General features: G+C 51.6%; 12 protein-coding genes and 1 tRNA gene. 6 read left to right on the plus strand and 7 right to left on the minus strand.

Translation table 11 applies throughout. The annotated features are described in order from the left end of the window. Positions 1-27: 27 nt before the first annotated feature. Positions 28-1005 (plus strand): toll/interleukin-1 receptor domain-containing protein, encoded by a 978-nt coding sequence (locus AB1598_03945; protein MEW6144155.1) that lies wholly within the window; start codon positions 28-30, stop codon positions 1003-1005. A gap of 31 nt (positions 1006-1036) precedes the next feature. Here AB1598_03945 and AB1598_03950 read toward each other — a convergent pair whose 3' ends face one another. Together AB1598_03950 and AB1598_03955 are read right to left on the minus strand one after the other, a co-directional pair. Next, positions 1037-2086, minus strand: coding sequence for a tyrosine-type recombinase/integrase (locus AB1598_03950; protein ID MEW6144156.1), 1050 nt, complete (start codon positions 2084-2086; stop codon positions 1037-1039). 82 nt (positions 2087-2168) lie between these two features. After that, positions 2169-2242: transfer RNA gene (locus AB1598_03955), tRNA-Arg, on the minus strand. Positions 2243-2579: 337 nt separating this feature from the next. Between AB1598_03955 and AB1598_03960 the strand changes: the two genes are divergently transcribed. From AB1598_03960 to AB1598_03980, 5 genes are all read left to right on the plus strand, one after another. Next, positions 2580-4682, plus strand: a complete 2103-nt coding sequence (locus tag AB1598_03960) for a hypothetical protein (GenBank protein ID MEW6144157.1) — start codon at positions 2580-2582, stop codon at positions 4680-4682. A 203-nt stretch (positions 4683-4885) separates the two neighbouring features. After that, positions 4886-6286 carry an ATP-binding protein gene (locus tag AB1598_03965; protein MEW6144158.1) on the plus strand — a complete coding sequence of 467 codons (1401 nt, stop codon included), beginning with the start codon at positions 4886-4888 and terminating at the stop codon, positions 6284-6286. 38 nt (positions 6287-6324) lie between these two features. Beyond that, entirely contained in the window at positions 6325-7986 is a 1662-nt protein-coding gene (locus tag AB1598_03970; GenBank protein MEW6144159.1) for an FAD-dependent oxidoreductase, read from the plus strand. 27 nt (positions 7987-8013) lie between these two features. Then, the gene (locus AB1598_03975) at positions 8014-8286 is read left to right on the plus strand and encodes a UBP-type zinc finger domain-containing protein (protein ID MEW6144160.1); all 273 of its coding nucleotides are present in this window, start codon (positions 8014-8016) and stop codon (positions 8284-8286) included. 135 nt (positions 8287-8421) lie between these two features. Then, on the plus strand, positions 8422-9993 hold the full coding sequence (locus AB1598_03980; GenBank protein MEW6144161.1) for an NAD(P)/FAD-dependent oxidoreductase: 1572 nt from the start codon (positions 8422-8424) through the stop codon (positions 9991-9993). A gap of 26 nt (positions 9994-10019) precedes the next feature. On the opposite strand, the gene AB1598_03985 is transcribed toward AB1598_03980, so the two are convergent. The 5 genes from AB1598_03985 to fabI all read right to left on the minus strand — a co-directional run bounded on the left by AB1598_03985 (position 10020) and on the right by fabI (position 16428). Continuing rightward, on the minus strand, positions 10020-12308 hold the full coding sequence (locus AB1598_03985) for a DUF3141 domain-containing protein (protein MEW6144162.1): 2289 nt from the start codon (positions 12306-12308) through the stop codon (positions 10020-10022). Between the two features lie 151 nt (positions 12309-12459). Further along, on the minus strand, positions 12460-13656 hold the full coding sequence (locus tag AB1598_03990; protein MEW6144163.1) for an acetate/propionate family kinase: 1197 nt from the start codon (positions 13654-13656) through the stop codon (positions 12460-12462). A 5-nt stretch (positions 13657-13661) separates the two neighbouring features. After that, entirely contained in the window at positions 13662-15059 is a 1398-nt protein-coding gene (locus AB1598_03995; GenBank protein MEW6144164.1) for a bifunctional enoyl-CoA hydratase/phosphate acetyltransferase, read from the minus strand. Between the two features lie 32 nt (positions 15060-15091). Then, complete coding sequence (locus tag AB1598_04000; protein MEW6144165.1) at positions 15092-15586, minus strand: hypothetical protein; 495 nt, start codon at positions 15584-15586, stop codon at positions 15092-15094. Positions 15587-15651: 65 nt separating this feature from the next. After that, a complete protein-coding gene (fabI, locus tag AB1598_04005) occupies positions 15652-16428 on the minus strand; it encodes an enoyl-ACP reductase FabI (GenBank protein ID MEW6144166.1) in 777 nt (258 codons plus the stop codon). Positions 16429-16532: the final 104 nt, after the last annotated feature.

Genomic DNA, 16532 nt, shown 5'->3' on the forward strand with positions numbered 1-16532 from the left:
CCAAGAAATAAATACAGGGGGTTCACTTTGAATTCTCACGGAAAACCTAAAGCATTTCTGTGTCATTCTTCAGATGACCACGAACTTGTATTGAGACTAGGGAAAGACCTGCGTTTTAATGGGATTGATACATGGGTCGATGAATGGGAAATAAAGCCAGGTGACAGTTTAAGGAGGAAAATCGATGAAGGGATAGGAAATGCTGACTACTTTTTAGCGATTCTCACGAAGAGCAGTCTTGGTTCAGAGTGGGTGGCTACCGAGCTTGATGCAGCATTAGTTATGAAAATATCTGGTGAATGCACATTAGTTCCTATCCCCATTGGCATTCCGGATAATGAGGTACCCACAACACTTAGAGGTCTTCTTTATGTACGTCTTGATGATTATGAGGAAGGTGTTAGAAAGTTAGTAGGATTGTGTCACGGAGTTTCTGAAAAGCCCCCACTAGGTGAAATACCATCTTGGGCACAGAGAACTGTAAATCTTTCTTCTTTGAGGCTGTCACCTCATGCCGAGAAATTGGCTGTTCTACTGAATGAAAAATCAATTAATGGTATTAAGTATGAACCTCGAATTACCCCAAAAGAAATAATTGATGAATTAGGCTTAAATGAAACTGAGATCGCGCTTGCAGCTAGTGAATTAGAAGAACTTGGCTGGGTTCATTTAACAACATCTATAACAATGGGGGAAATTGGTTTTATATATATTTCTCCACTTCCCTCATTATTTATAGAAACTGACTCATACATAAAGGGGTGGAATCCATACGATGATGCAGTTTCTCTTGCATCTGCTTTGGTCAATACCGGCCACAGTTCAATTAATATAAAACAGGTAGACGATATTCTTGGATGGGGACCAAGGAGAATAAATCCAGCATTATATATATTAGATTTAAAAGGTGTTATCAACACCTCAAAAACTCTGGACTCAACCTACGCCTTTCCAGCTGTAATAATTACGCCGAGGACTAAACTATTTGTCAGTCAAAGGATATAGAGGTATGGTCATACCTCTAAAAAATCATGCATCAATTAGAAGTGTTATCCCAATTCAACCTCTCCACACCCCTCGCCAAATGATCCTCCGTAAGATGGGAATAGATCAATGTAGTACTTATACTCGTATGCCCCAAGAGCCGCTGAACCGTATTTAAATCGACTCCGCTCATAACCAAGTGGGACGCAAAGGTGTGTCTCAGTGTGTGGGGGGTAACCCCCTTTAACCCTGCCTTCTTACAGGCGTTCGCAAGAGCCTTCTTGATTTTAAGGACCGGGGAACCGTCTTCGTTACAAAATACGTATTCCTTCTGATGGGGCTTCCTCTCAGAGGTTACATAGGAATTAAGTGATATAAAATTATCCTTTAGCCGTAACAGAGTCTCTTTCACTTCCTTATTCATTGGAATTGCCCTGTAGCTCTTTGTTTTAGGGGAATGGATTAAGATTCTGTTCTTGTTAAAATCAATGTCTTTAAATCTCAATTTTGTTCTCTCACCCTCTCTAATTCCTGTATTTAGCATTACGACGAGGATAGGGCGTAGCCAATTTGATGCATGATCTAACAGTTTTTGCACTTCGTCCTTTGCCAGGAACCGCGGCGGCTTCTTTTGAAAGGTAAGCTGTCTAATCCCTTTATAAGGAGAATCCGAAATGTATTCCCACTCAACAGCCTTATTGAACATATGGGAAAGACACCGGAGCTCTATATTTACTGTGCGCGGAGCAACTTCTTCTAGTCTCATCATTTTGTATTTTTCAATATGGTGAGAAGTAATTTGTGAGAGGGGTTTGGTCCCGAAGTACGAAGCAAGATTTTTTAGGGTTGTTATGTCTCTTTTATAGCTGTTTTCCGCTTTGTTGGACTTTGAGAATTCAAGGTACTCATTTGAGTAATCCTTAAAGGATATTTTCGTATCATCAAACAACCCATGTTTCTTTTTTTCATGCCGTTCTTCGAGTTTCCGCAAAGCTTCTTTAGCGGCGGTTTTAGACATCTTCCCTATCTTGATCCATTTCTGTTTATAGTTGACCGTGAAAATCGCGAACCAAACGCCTTTGTCCTGATACAGTGACGCCATATTCCTAACCCATTCTTTGGCTATTCTTTGGTAAAGGATAATACCTGATGATGGAACGTGATGCAAGTGCCTGATATTACTGCGTCCCCGAGAGGATTCGAACCTCCGACCCCAGGATTAGGAATCCTGTGCTCTATCCTGCTGAGCTACGGGGACGTGACAATGATTACAGCGGCTTACATGATTATTGTATATCTTTATATTCCTTCTTTCCAGTAGTTCCCGGATAATAGGGAGCCATTAATTTACCTGCCCGCTCGCGGCACTTCAACAAGAGGAAGGGCGGGCCGGACATTCCCTGTTTATTATGGCCGGGAGTGTGATATAGTCTGTATTCGATTGCTGCTGCCGGGCTCCTATCCTTTTAGAGGAGGGTAACCCGTCCCCCGGAGGGGTATGTTAAAAAAACATTCCAATCTTCGGTAAAAGTTCACCATCATGTCAGAGTCTGCAGCAGCGAATGAAAGATAATACGTTAAGAGTATGACCCGTGATGAGTGACATACGGTCAAGACCTTTCAATTATCGTTACTTAGTCACGATACTTCTGTCGATCGTGTTCGTGAACGCCTTTACGGTCTATTTCATAAAGCAGGAAAGATATATCTACAACTGGGACATGCTGGCGTATTGGGACCCTTATATCGAAATCGGCCGCAGCCTGCTTGTCTCCCCGCTCAGCACAATCAAAAGTATTTTGTTAACGGTGAGGTATAGCGATTACAATGACCTTCCCGTAGTACCGCTGCTTCCGTTCTATTACATATTCGGCGAAACCAGACTCGGATATATACTGGCTATATCCAATATGTATCTGCTGCCCTCAGTACTCATATTGACGTATGTTTCGGAAAGAATAGCAAGCTCATACCGTCATGACGTCGATCTGACCGTCTTTTCCCTGATATTCGCAACTATCCTGATTTTCGGGCCGTTGTGGATACCGACACTGCGCGGCTACCCCGACATCCTGGGGGTTATTTTCATCGGCCTTGTATTGCTGATATATATAGGGACACCTATTGAGAAACAAAACTTCGTTCTGCTCGTCCTCACGGCCGTATTCCTCTTCATCATGGGCATAAACAGGCGATACTACAATTTCTGGGTGGAGGGTTTCTTTGTTGCGGCGTTCCTCGAGAGATTTTCTTCCATGCTTCTGAGCGGCACGAAGGATTACAAAATGTATCTCAATCTGATAAAGAACCTCTTTGTAATTGCTGCAATATCCATAGTCCTTCATGTCGTGTTTTCCGGACCGATGATAAAACGACAGATCACGACCGACTGGGCGGAAATATACGGAGCCTACCGGCAAAGCTCGTCGTGGCTGGAGAGGTGTCTGGAATTCCCTAAGCATTTCGGCCTGCTGTATTCGGCGCTGGCTGTTGCCGGCCTCGTAATTTCCATCTGGACGAAGCAAACCAGACGTTTCGCTGTCTTCCTGACGCTGCAGACTATAGTAACGGTAATAGCCTTTACAAGAGTCCAATCGTTCGATGAACATCAGTATCTATTGATATGTCCCGCGTTTTTGATATTCACGGCGGTATTTCTCGACCGAACGGTATCGTTTCTGCGAGGTCCGCTCCCTAGACCTGTCTTCATTGTCCTGTATCTGGTTTTCATCGTTTCGATGTTTGCATATTCGCTCGTTCCGAATTTTAGCGTGCCTGGACGGATTGTGTTTCTCTACCCCACGGAGCTCTATAAACCGCTCGTCAGGGACGATTTGAAAGAGATCGACAGGCTGCTTGAGTACATCGAACGGTTGTCCGCCGATAAACCCGGCGCGGATTTCTACTTGTTGTCCAGTTCCGCGATATGGAATTCGAGTATTTTACAAACCGCGGTAAAGGAGAAATACAAGGACCCGGATTCAATGCCCAGGATCAATACGACCTCGGACGTGGACAAGAGGGACGGGTTCCCGTTAAAGTTTTTCACCTCCAGTTATGTGATAGTAGCCGAACCGCCGCAGTACCATCTGGATAAAAAGAACCAGCGTATACTGACGATACCGACCGAAAAAATTCTCGGGAAAGAAGGGATCGGAACGAATTACAAGGAGCTTCCGGAAAGCTTCAATCTCGATAAAGACATCATCCTGCATGTGTACGAGAGGGAGAAGCCGCCTGATTACGCTTCCATCAGGAGCACGCTGAACGATTTCCTCGCTTATTATCCGGAGATGGCGGACCGGTACTTAGTGCTGCCGCTCGATCTCTTTGCCGCGGAAAAAAGCAATTGGGGTGAAAACGTAAACGTGGTATTCTCGACTGGCAATAAAATTTCGTTCAGGCTGAACGGCGCTGCGCCGACGGAGGCGGATTTCAGCTTCAAGGGGGATTTGAAGAGCATGAAGATCATCCCGACGCTGGGTGAGAACTGCGGTGATCAGGGCGAGGTGGAGCTTGAGCTGACTGGGGGAGGCAGGGAAATCTTCCGGCGTACGGTCGAGCGGAATGATGCAGGGACTTACGATATCGACCTGACCGGTGTCGACCATCTGAAAATCGCGGCGGCAAGTACCGGCGCTCAGCCATGCGATTCGTTAAATATAGAGGTAGTGTCTCAGGACTGGAAAACGAGATAACGGAGAGGCGCGGAATCCCGATTCGATTCGCATACGGAAGCGGAATAAAATATTTACCATAATTCATCGGATGTTGCTCTAACTCTTAGCTTTCTGATTAATTAAGTTACGTCGAGTTTTATCTATTACATGCACCGTTATTTTGCCGGAATCCGAACCACCATTTACAATAAATGTCATTCGAGTTTCAACGAGCTAAACCGATGATCATAAAAGAACTGAAGGAAATAGATCTCTTCCGCGATACCACGGACGAAGAGCTGGATGAGGACGTAAAGGGCGTGATGGTCGAATTGAAAAAAGGCGACCATCTTTTTCACGAGGGGGATTGCGCCAGGAGTTTTTATATCTTCCTCGACGGCACGCTCGAAATCTACAGGATTATCAGAGGAGAAAAGCTCAGCATCGGCTACTTCACCAAAGGCATGTCCGGCGGCGAGGTTCCGCTTCTTTCCGGCAGCAGGCATCTCGCGAACGGAATGGCGGTAACCGATATGAAGATCTTCAAAGTCGATGAGGATGATTTCTGGTTCATGCTCGGCAACTGCTCGACCGTGAGGGGGAAAATATTATCGAACATGTCGTCGAGGATGTTCGATCTCACGCATCTCTCGTTCCAGAGGGAAAAACTCGCCTCGCTCGGCACGATGGCTGCCGGTCTCGCCCATGAACTGAATAACCCGGCTTCTGCGGCGAAGAGGACGGCCGAGAGCCTGGCGAATACTATCCATGAGTTCGACATTTTTTCCTCCGAGATACTGAAATATTACATGTTCAAGGACGAAGCGGATAAAAAGGGCTTTCCGTTCAAGCCGATCGAAGAGGCTATAAATGTAAACGGCGTTGAGCTCGATGCGATCGAACGGAACGATCTGGAGGACGAGCTCGCGGAGTGGATGGAAGGGCACGGCGTCGGCGACCCCTGGGAGCTTGCGTCCATCCTGGTGTCCGTCGGTTTTACGAAGCGCATGCTCAATGATTTTTCGGAGAACCTGAAACCGGACCAGGTCGTCAATTTTCTGAACTGGCTGCCGAGAGACGTCGAGATGCGGAAGCTGGCGAAGGAGCTCGTCGAAAGCACCTCCAGGATATCGGAGCTCGTTTCGGCGATGAAAGCTTATTCATACATGGACAAGACACATGAGAAGAGGAAGATAGATCTGCACGAAGGCATTGAAAATACTGTCATCATCCTGAATCATAAACTCAAACAAAAGAGCGTTACGCTGAAAAAGGAGTTCGATTATAAAATTCCCGGCATTTCGGCGTACGGCGGCGAGCTCAACCAGGTATGGACCAACCTGATCGACAATGCGATCGACGCCGTGTCCGTCGGCGGATCGATCACGATCAGGACGGGTATGAGCGATAACGGGTCGGATACCGTGAACGTGGAAATCACGGATAACGGCAGGGGGATCCCGGCTGACGTGCAGGATAAGATTTTCGACCCTTTTTTTACGACCAAGGCCCCCGGCGAGGGATCGGGCCTCGGCCTCGAGATAACTTATCGTATCATAGTAAATCAGCACAAGGGGAGTATAGGTTTCGAATCCAGGCCGGGTTTTACGAAATTTTCCGTTTGTCTGCCTGTTGACCTGTAAGGCGGAATCCGGCTGACGATAAGGGGGAAGCATAGAATATGAAAAAACCCATGATCTTCGCGATCGATGACGACAATTCCGTGATCAGGGCGATCGAAAGGGACCTAAGAAAATATTATGGAAAGGACTACAGGATATTGACCGCTCAAACGGGTGAAGAAGCCCTCGAGAGTTTAAACAGGCTTAAGCTGCGGAACGAAGTCGTCGCGCTCTTCGTTTCCGATCAGAGAATGCCCGGGCTTTCAGGGGTGGATTTCCTGGTCCGCGCAAAAGACATTTACCCGGACGCGAAAAGGGCGCTGCTTACGGCCTATTCCGACACCGACTCCGCGATAAAGGCGATAAACGAAGTGCAGCTCGACTATTATCTCATGAAGCCCTGGGACCCGCCCGAAGAGAGGCTCTATCCCGTATTAAACGACCTCCTGGATGAATGGCAGGCATCATACAGGCCCGACTTCAACGGGCTCAAGCTCGTGGGTTATCAATGGTCTCCCCATTCGCACGCGATAAAGGAGTTCCTGGCCGGCAACCTGATTCCCTATCAATGGCTCGACGTCGAGCTTAACGAGAAGGCGCAGGAGCTGGTCGGGGTGTCGGGGATCGATAATAAAGACCTGCCTGCAGCCTTTTTCGACGACGGCTCATATCTGACGAATCCCGATTTCACTTCACTCGCGCGAAAGCTGGGTCTTAAATCGGAGGCTTCTCAGGAAGTTTACGACGTCGTGATAATCGGAGCGGGGCCTGCGGGACTGGCGGCTGCGGTGTACGGGGCGTCCGAGGGCCTGAAGACCCTCCTCGTCGAGAAGAAAGCCCCGGGAGGTCAGGCGGGTACGAGCTCGATGATAGAAAATTATCTCGGGTTTCCGAGCGGACTGAGCGGAGAAGAGCTCACGCGCCGTGCTATTACACAGGCCGCGAGGCTCGGGGCCGAAGTCCTCACGCCTCAGGAAGTCACCGACATACGGCTTAAGGATATGTACAAGATAATAAAGCTTTCCGACGGAAAGGAGCTGAACGCCCTCTGCCTTATAATCGCGTCGGGCGTCGATTACAGGCGATTGGACGCCGAGCGTGTCAACGACTATACCGGCGCCGGTATTTACTACGGGTCATGCAGGACGGAAGCCCATGCCTGCAAAGGTAAAGACGTATATATAGTGGGCGGCGGAAATTCGGCAGGCCAGTCAGCCATGTACTTATCGAAATTCGCAAGGAATGTGTTCATTCTGATAAGAGGAAATTCTCTCACTTCCTCAATGTCGCAATATCTAATCGAGCAGATATCGCGTACCGGAAATATTTCAGTTCTGAGCAGAACGCGGGTCGTCGAAGTCAATGGGAACGGCAGGCTGGAGAGCATCGTGATCGAAGACATGGAATCGGGAGAGCGGAGGACGGCCGAGACCCAGTCGCTATTTATCTTCATAGGCATGCGCCCAATCACGGACTGGATAAAGCTCGACCTGATAAAGAACGAAAGAGGGTATATCGAGACGGGCAGGGACCTCTTTAATTACGAGAATTTCAGGTCGATCTGGAAGCTCGAGCGGAGCCCCTATCTCCTGGAATCCAGCATCCCCGGCATATTCGCTGCGGGAGACGTCAGGTCGGGCGCGATGAACCGCGTAGCTTCCGCTGTCGGCGAAGGGTCGATGGCGATAAAGTTCATACACGAGTATATAAACAGATCATGATCTATCTTATATTGACCGGAGAGCGATATGTCATCGGGTAACGGACCCTGCGACCACTTCAGCGGGTGGCAGCCCATACCTCCCAAAACACACGTGTGCGAGAAATGCGTCGAGACGGGGGATAAGTGGGTCCATCTGAGGGCCTGTCAGACATGCGGTGGGGTGCATTGCTGCGACGCATCGAAGAATAAACACGCTACGAAGCACTACCGGGAGACGGGCCATCCTATAGTCATCTCTGCCGAGCGCGGCGAAAGATGGGCGTGGTGCTACGAAGATGAAATTTTCGCCGAATATTGACGGATCATCCTTCCGTTAAAATTATTTCCGTTATTCTTACCGCCTGTACAGATAAGTATAATTATGCAGGCGCGCACGGGATTGCGCCGTTATCGGCTGCTGATGTAAATAATAGCCGGCGTAAAGGGAAAGGGAGTGACATACGACGCCGTTATCATTGGGGCGGGGCATAACGGGATAGTCACAGGCATATACCTTGCGAAAGCAGGATGGAAGGTCCTCGTCCTCGAAAGGAACGACAGGCCCGGCGGGGCTGTGCGTACCGCGGAGGTGACTCTTCCGGGCTTCCGGCATGATCTCTTCGCGACAAACCTTAACCTCTTCGCAGGCTCGCCGTTTTATAACGAATTCAGAGAAGACCTGCATAAAGAGGGGCTCGAGTTCGTGAATAACCCCAATGCGTTCGGCTCCGCCTTTCCCGACGGTGGATGGCTCGGGGTCTCGACGGATCTCTCCGCGACTCTCGATGGTATAAGGAAATACTCTCCGCGCGACGCGGAAAGCTGGAGCGACCTGCTGGAAAGGTTCAAACGAAATGCGCCTCACCTCTTTCCTCTCCTTGGCGCGGCCATGCCGTCTCTGAAACTCGTTTCGGGAATGTGGAGCGGGGTGCGGGCTTGCGGTCTCGACTGGCTCCGCGACACGGCGCAGCTCGCGGTCTCGTCGCCGCGCGATTTCCTCGATGCGAACTTCGAATCGGAAGAAGTGAAATCGCTCGTGGCGCCGTGGGGCATGCACCTCGATTTCCCGCCCGACGCGGCGGGCGGGGCGCTCATCTGCTATCTCGAAACCATGGCCGACCAGCTTAACGGAATGGTGATTGGAAGGGGCGGCTGCGGGAACCTCATCGGCGCGCTCACGGGCCTTTTCAAGAGTCTCGGGGGCGAGCTAAGGTGCGGTACCGAGGTCGCGGGCGTTGAGGTTTCCTCGGGACGCGCTGCGGGAGTGAGGATAGATGACGGAGAGGTTATCCATGCGAATAAGGCAGTCGTGGCCAATACGGCTCCGACCGTGCTCTTCGGAAAGCTCCTCGGCCCGGATAAGCTGCCGGGGAGGTTCAACGATAGGGTGAGGAAGTACCGCTACGGTCCGGGCGCGATGATGATACACGCAGCCCTCAGCGATCTCCCCGGATGGACAGGAGGGGAGGGGCTTAAGAAATTTATGTATGTGCATCTCGCACCCTGTCTCGGGGACATGGCACGGACCTACGTAGAAGCGATGTCGGGACTCCTCCCTTCGAGCCCGATGCTCGTCGTGGGACAGCCGACTGCGGTCGATCCATCGAGGGCTCCCGATGGCAGGCACGTGCTCTGGATAATGGTTCGTTCGCTTCCGGCTGAGGTAAATGGCGATGCGCGAAGAGAGATCGACGGCAGGGACTGGGACGACATAAAAGAGGTTTACGCCGACCGCGTGATGGACAAGCTCGCGGAATACGCTCCCGACATAAAAAGCAAGGTGCTCGCAAGGACGGTGCTTTCGCCCAAGGATCTCGAACGCTCGAATCCCAATCTGGTGGGCGGCGACAGCGTCTGCGGGAGCCACCACTTGTATCAGAACTACTTCATGAGGCCCTTCCCCGGATGGTCTCGTTACAAGACTCCTATCAAGAACCTCTACATGGTTGGAGCCGCTACATGGCCCGGTGCGGGCACGGGCGCGGGTTCTGGAAGGCTTCTGGGGAAAATGCTGACAAGGGCATAGTTGCATGGCCCGGAATTATCACCACATCAATGCACCCTTGGGGTAATTTCTTTCCGTCCCGGCTTTCCGGGCTTCCTCACGAGTCCCTTTTTGTCCGACGGCTTGCCCCTTCCGGATGAGATCACCCTGCCGGGTTTTGAGTATAGCCTGATGTGAGAGTCGATTTTATCGAGTATGGCGGTTTGCTCATCGTTGAGCACGCTCCTTGATTTGATAGATTCGAGCTTATTGAGCGCCCTCTCTTTTTCCTTTTCATCGGGAATGAGCTTTGGAAGAGCCTCGAATGCGCGATCGGGCTCGAATTCAACTATCACTGCCTGCTCGCTCATAACGCGCCTGAACTCGTCCGCCGACAGCATCGAAAGTTTTTCGTCGGAACTGACCATCTCGTCAAAATACTCGAGCCTCTTGAAAGGAATAACTCCCGCCGATCTGCCGATCAACGCCACGACACGCGCAACGAATTCCGGATAACCGCCTTTGTCTATCGCCGAGAGCGCCTCCCTGACAAACGGCAGCTCCCGCGGATTTACTTTTGTCTCGATATATTCTCCGGCTCCGGGCTCCGATGCGCCGACCGCTGCGAGGCCTCCGTAGAACATAAAGAAGAGGGATTCGCTCACCGCATCTCTTATATCCCTTACCAGATCGAGGTATGCGCTTATCAATACCGAGCCGCTTTTTTCCAGGATCCGGTAGAGATTGTCGGGCGATGCGGGTTTCCTTCTGTCTTTAGCGGCCCTGGATAATATCTGAACCGGCATCATAAGCGGGTTCAGGCTGCTGAAAGCCCAGCATTGGAAACGCATCGGGTTAAACATTCTAATCATCTCGGCGGTGTTCTCGTTGACGAATGACCTTACTAACGGGCGGGCGAATATGCTATAGGCGTTCTCGTTTATACGGGATACGGCTTCCACTATCTCGAAAGGTTTTTCGTCCCTTCGTTCGTATTTGTTCACCCTCCGCAGATCCTCGAGCCTCTTCTCCTCGAACGTGACTTCGTACTTCCCGGCGCCTTCTTCCTCCGTTTCCTGAATCTTCATTATATAAAGGCCGGGACGCGCTCTTTCGATGTAATTCAGGACTTCGACTATTTGTGAATGTTCCTTTTTTGCGACGCGTCCGGACACGAATATTCCGAGGTGTCCGACATCTTCTTCCACTAGGCCGAAAATGGTCTGCTCGTTAGCCTTTATTTCCGCATTGCTCTCGTAGACGTCGGCGATCCAGTTGATCGCCTGCTGGGGCGGCGTAATGTTGTCTCCTTTCGAAGAGAAGACGATTATCGGCGAGCGTATCGATTTCAGGTCGAAATAGTTGCCCCTCGAGTATTTTATTTCGCCGCGGGCGAGCCTGTTTCCGATGAAGAGGTTGTCGACGATCCACCTTATCTCTTCTTCGTTCATAAAGAAAAAGCCGTGCCACCACTTTTCGAATTCGAGGAACCGCGGAGGTTCGGTATCGATCTTTTCATACAGGTTGTAGTACTTGTCCCAGTACGTGTTTGCCGGATTCAGGTTCTCGAAGTTCTCGACGAGATAGGCGCCGTCGAATTTCCCGTTGCCGAGGTCGCTCGCGAGGAGCGCTGTCCAGGTGCCGCCGAGCAGCCCGCCCGAGTACCGCATAGGGTTCTCGCCGGCTCCTCCGCTCCAGCTTCCGCTCCAGTAGGAGAGCGGCGCGCCGTTTATCACGACCGCTCCGACTAATTCGGGCTTCGACGCCGCAACCATCATAGTGGCCCAGCCGCCCTGACAGTTGCCGTATATTACCGGTTTCGGGCCGTCTGGATGCAGGTCCCGGACAGCCTGTACGAACTGCGCCTGAGCGCTGCATACGTCGGGTATGGTTTGGCCCCAGACAGGCTCGGGGAGGAAGCTGATGAAATAGACCGGGTGCCCCGCTTTGAGCGCGACTCCGATCTCGGAGTCCTTTTTGAAGCCGCCTATCCCCGGGCCGTGACCCGCGCGGGGATCGATAATTATGAATGGGCGTTTGGCATTATCTATGACGCACCCCTCGGGCGGCGTTATCTTTAACAGCACATAATTCACGGGTCTTTTGAATTTACGCCCGTCCAGTATCTTCTCATACTCGTAAACGAGAACGGGCGGCTTCCCGGCGCGCTCGTGCTCTATATAATTGTTGCCGCGCTCGCGTATCGTATCCCAGAAGAGGAGGCTCCTCTGAAAGGAGTCCGTCAGATACGGCGACAAGTCGCCGAACACGTCGAGTGGATACTTCCCCTTGAGCGCCGGGTCGTTTAATACGGGGCCCGCCGTCTTCTCAATGTAGCTCTTATGTGCTCTGATCATTCTTTCGGCGAATACACTTCCCATTTTTTCAGTCAATTTCATCAATAATTTGAATTTCTCTGTTTGTTCATTCATTGTATCACTCCTTGGTATCATTAAATCCACGCGAATATTGCGGTTATAATTTTTTCTTTATTTGATAGCTCGCCTGTCAAGACCCTCCTTTCAATGACTTCAGAAGGCGTTTCGTATGAGTAGCAATGACCAGCTCCTCGTTGGTCGGGATGACCCAGGCGGAAACGCGGCTGCCTTCTTTGCATATCTTCGGTCCTCCGGCATCGTTCGCTTCCTTGTCGAGCTCGACGCCGAGCCACCCGGCTTGTTTGCAAACCATCTCCCTTATATACGCGGCGTTCTCGCCTATGCCTGCCGTGAAAACTATACCGTCGAGGCCTCCAAGCGCCGCGGCGAGAGAGCCCAGCTCACGCCCGATCCTGTATATGAACAGCTCCACAGCCTCTTTCGCGCGAGGGTCGTCGCTCGCGAGAAGCGTGCGCATGTCGCTCGATACCTCCGATACCCCGAGGAGACCCGACCGGTTATATATGAGGTCTTCCACTCCCCGCGCGTCCATTCCGTAATGGTCCATCATGTATACGAGTATGCCGGGGTCTATCGTGCCGGATCGCGTTCCCATCGGGAGACCGCACACCGCCGTGAATCCCATCGTCGTGGCGACGCTTTTCCCTTCCTTGACGGCGCACATGCTTGCGCCGTTTCCGAGATGCGCTATGACGACCCGTCCAGAAGCGAGCTTCCGGTCATAGTTCTTAAGGACTGAGGATATATATTCGTATGACAGCCCGTGGAAACCGTAGCGCCTGACCCCTTCTTCCGTGTATTTCCTGGGTATGGCGTACGTGCGCTCGAGATCCGTCTGTGTGTGGTGGAAAGACGTGTCGAAGCACGCGACCTGAGGGAACCCTGGCGATCTTTTCCTCACGGCCCTGATAGCCGCAATATTGTACGGTTGGTGGAGAGGTGCGAGCGGTACCAGATTCTCAAGGGAGTCAATCACGCCGTCGTCCACGAGCACGGGCTCCCTGTAAAGTGTCCCGCCGTGGACTACCCTGTGCCCGGCGCTTACGAGCTTATGACCCCCCATGACGCCCGTGCCGCCGAATCGGAAAAGGAACTCTATAGCGCCTTCGTGCCCGAGGCTCGTCCCTTCTTCCCAGCTCTTTTCACCTATCACATCTCCGCTTCCGTCGTATGCGATGAAATGAGGGTTCGTGAATACAGCTTCGATCTGCCCGCGGAGGAGGGGCTTTAGCACGCCGTCCGAGACAAACACGGAAAACTTGAGGCTCGACGAGCCTGAATTTATGACGAGTATCGCTTCAGACATTATTTCTACCTCAAAATATCTGTCCCGGTTCTCTTGGAATGCGCCACGAGAGCCATCACAGCAGTCGACGCGAGCCTAGAGCGGACTGAGTCAGCGCGGCTCGTAAGCACGATCGGAACACGCGTCCCGAGCACTATCCCTGCGCTTTCCGCCCCCGCCAGGTAGCTCAATTGCTTCGCAAGCATGTTCCCGGCCTCGAGATCGGGTACGAGCAAAATGTCGGCGTGGCCGGCGACTGCTGATGTTATGTGCTTCGTTCTCGCGGCTTCTTCGCTGATCGCGTTGTCGAACGCGAGTGGGCCGTCCAGTATGCCGCCCGTTATCTGGCCCCTGTCGGCCATCTTGCAGAGCGCCGAAGCTTCGAGAGTGGATTCTATCTTCGGGTTGACCGTCTCGACCGCCGAGAGTATCGCGACCTTGGGCTGATCGATACCGAGTATGTGCGCAAGGTCTATAGCGTTCTGCACGATATCGACTTTCTCGGCCAGCTTGGGGTATATGTTAATGGCTGCGTCCGTAACGAGAAGCATTTTGGGGTATGAGGGGACGTCCATAACGAACACGTGGCTTATTCTCCTCGCGGTCCTGAGCCCTGTAGCCGAGGACACGACGGGCTCCATGAGCTCGTCGGTGTGGAGGCTTCCCTTCATGAGGGAGTCGACTTCGCCCGCCCTAGCGAGCTCGACTGCTTTTTGTGCGGCGGCAGCGCTGTTTTCAACGGTTATGACGGTATAGGGCCCGAGGTCGATATTTTCCGAGTCTGCGACCGATTTTATTTCCGTTTCAGGGCCGATTAATACGGGTTCAATCATACCCTGCCGGGCGGCTTCGAGCGGTCCCAGGAGGGAGTTTTTGTCGCAGGGATATACGACGGCGCAGCGGACGGGCGGAATGTCTTCGCACTTTTTAAACAATTTTATAAACGCGTCTCCCCTTCTGAGCACGAGCTGAGGGGGAGCAACTTCGCTCAGGCTGACTCTCCTGGTCGGCGCGGAAACAGTTACAGTCCCGTCTACGAGCACCTCTCCATCTTGATTGACACACTTGCAGTCGAACAGCACCATGGAGCCTTTACTGAATTTTTTCTTCGCAGTCACAGATGCGGTAAGCTCGTCCCCTGCGTTTATGGTGCCGCTGAACTTGAGGTCCTCCTCTGTTATCTTCATTCCGGGGCCGGGCAGCTGCGTCCCGAGGACGGCGGATATAAAAGCGCCGGCGCCGACCGCCTGAGTGACGTCGGTATCCTTTCTGGTCTCCATTTCGTTCCCTTTCAAGTGAAACGGGCTGACGTCGCCCGATACCAGGGCCAGTATTTCTATCATGTTCGGTGTCAGTTTTCGCGTCAGAGAGGCCGCCATCCCCGGCTCTATCTCGTCGAAAGTGAGGTTGCTCATAGAATTCATAGCGGTCGGGTCTCCTTGTCCCTCTTTCGGCATTAGATGGTTGCCGGGTGCTCTTTCCAATGCTCCTTGGGCGAGCCGATACCCTTGAGTTTATTTTCGAATTCGCCCAGGACTTGCATCTGCTTCTGATCGAGAGGCTGGTTGAACTGGTCGCCGTGGAGTATTCTGATGACTACGACGTAGTCTTTCCGCTTTGTCTTGAGGTCGTCCGGCAGGTAGAAGACTATATTGTCGTGTCTCCTTATCTCGAACCTGACGTCGGGCACCTCACTGGATGTGAGCCAGCGTGCGAGCTCGTAGAGCCTGTCGTAAACGGAAGGCGCACCTTCTTCCTCTCCCGCGATCCCGCTGTCCGCAGTCGTCCCCACTAGCGCAAGCGACATGCCGACTTTGACGGGCCTTCCCTCACCGCCTGGAAGCTCGATAGGAAACGTGGCCCAGAATACCTTGTGATCCCTGACTATGCGGCTCATTGCGCCTGCTTCGGCGTCTAACATCGGTCCCTCGTTTCTTTCATCTGATGTCATTCCGGTTCCTCCTGCATTTTTATGATGTTAATCAAGCTCCGCTATCAAGGTGTGTTACATAAAACTTAATCGACTATATTGTACCCGCCGTCGATATATATAATTTCGCCTGTAATGAGTTTTGAGGCGTTAGTCGCGAGCGCGGCTGTGGCGTTCCCTATATCTTCTATGGTCACGAGCGATTTGGACGGCGCTTTTTTTGTAGCGAGTTTGAGTAATTTCTCGAAATCTTTGAGTCCGGAGGCCGCCCTCGTCTGGAGAGGTCCGGGCGAAATAGCGTTTACCCTTATACCTGGGCCGAGCTCGAATGCGAGATACCTGACTGCCGACTCCAGCGCCGCCTTTACGGGGCCCATCAGGTTGTAATGCTGCACGACTTTCTGCGAGCCGTAATATGTCATGGTGAGGAGAACGCCACCGTCATTCATGAGCGGCTCGGCCATCCTTGCCATCCTTATGAAAGAGTGGCAGGATACATCAACCGCCGTAAGAAAACCGTCCCTGGAAGAATCTGTCAGACGGCCGGCGAGGTCCTCCTTCGGCGCGAAAGCTATCGAATGGAGGGATATATCAAGCTTCCCCCATTTCGCCTGTATTTCGTCAAAGACCTTTTCCAGCTCTCCCTGCCTGCTTACGTCGCAAGACATGAAGATAGAGGCTCCAAGCTCATTCGCGATGGGCTCGACATAGGGTCTGGACTTCTCATTGAGATAGGTGATTGCAATTTCCGCTCCGCGAGCCTTGAAGGCTTTCGCGCATCCGTAGGCAATTGAATTCTCATTGGCTATGCCGACAACCAAGGCTTTTTTGCCGGTAAGCAGGAAATTTTCGCAATCTATCAAATTGCCTCCTATACATAACGATAACCGGCACTTATCCAATTTATCTCATTATAATCAATACATCACCCGCATAACGAGTAATGATAAATTAGGGCAATTACTAT

Source organism: Thermodesulfobacteriota bacterium (assembly GCA_040754335.1).
GTDB lineage: Bacteria > Desulfobacterota_D > UBA1144 > Nemesobacterales > UBA2774 > 2-12-FULL-53-21.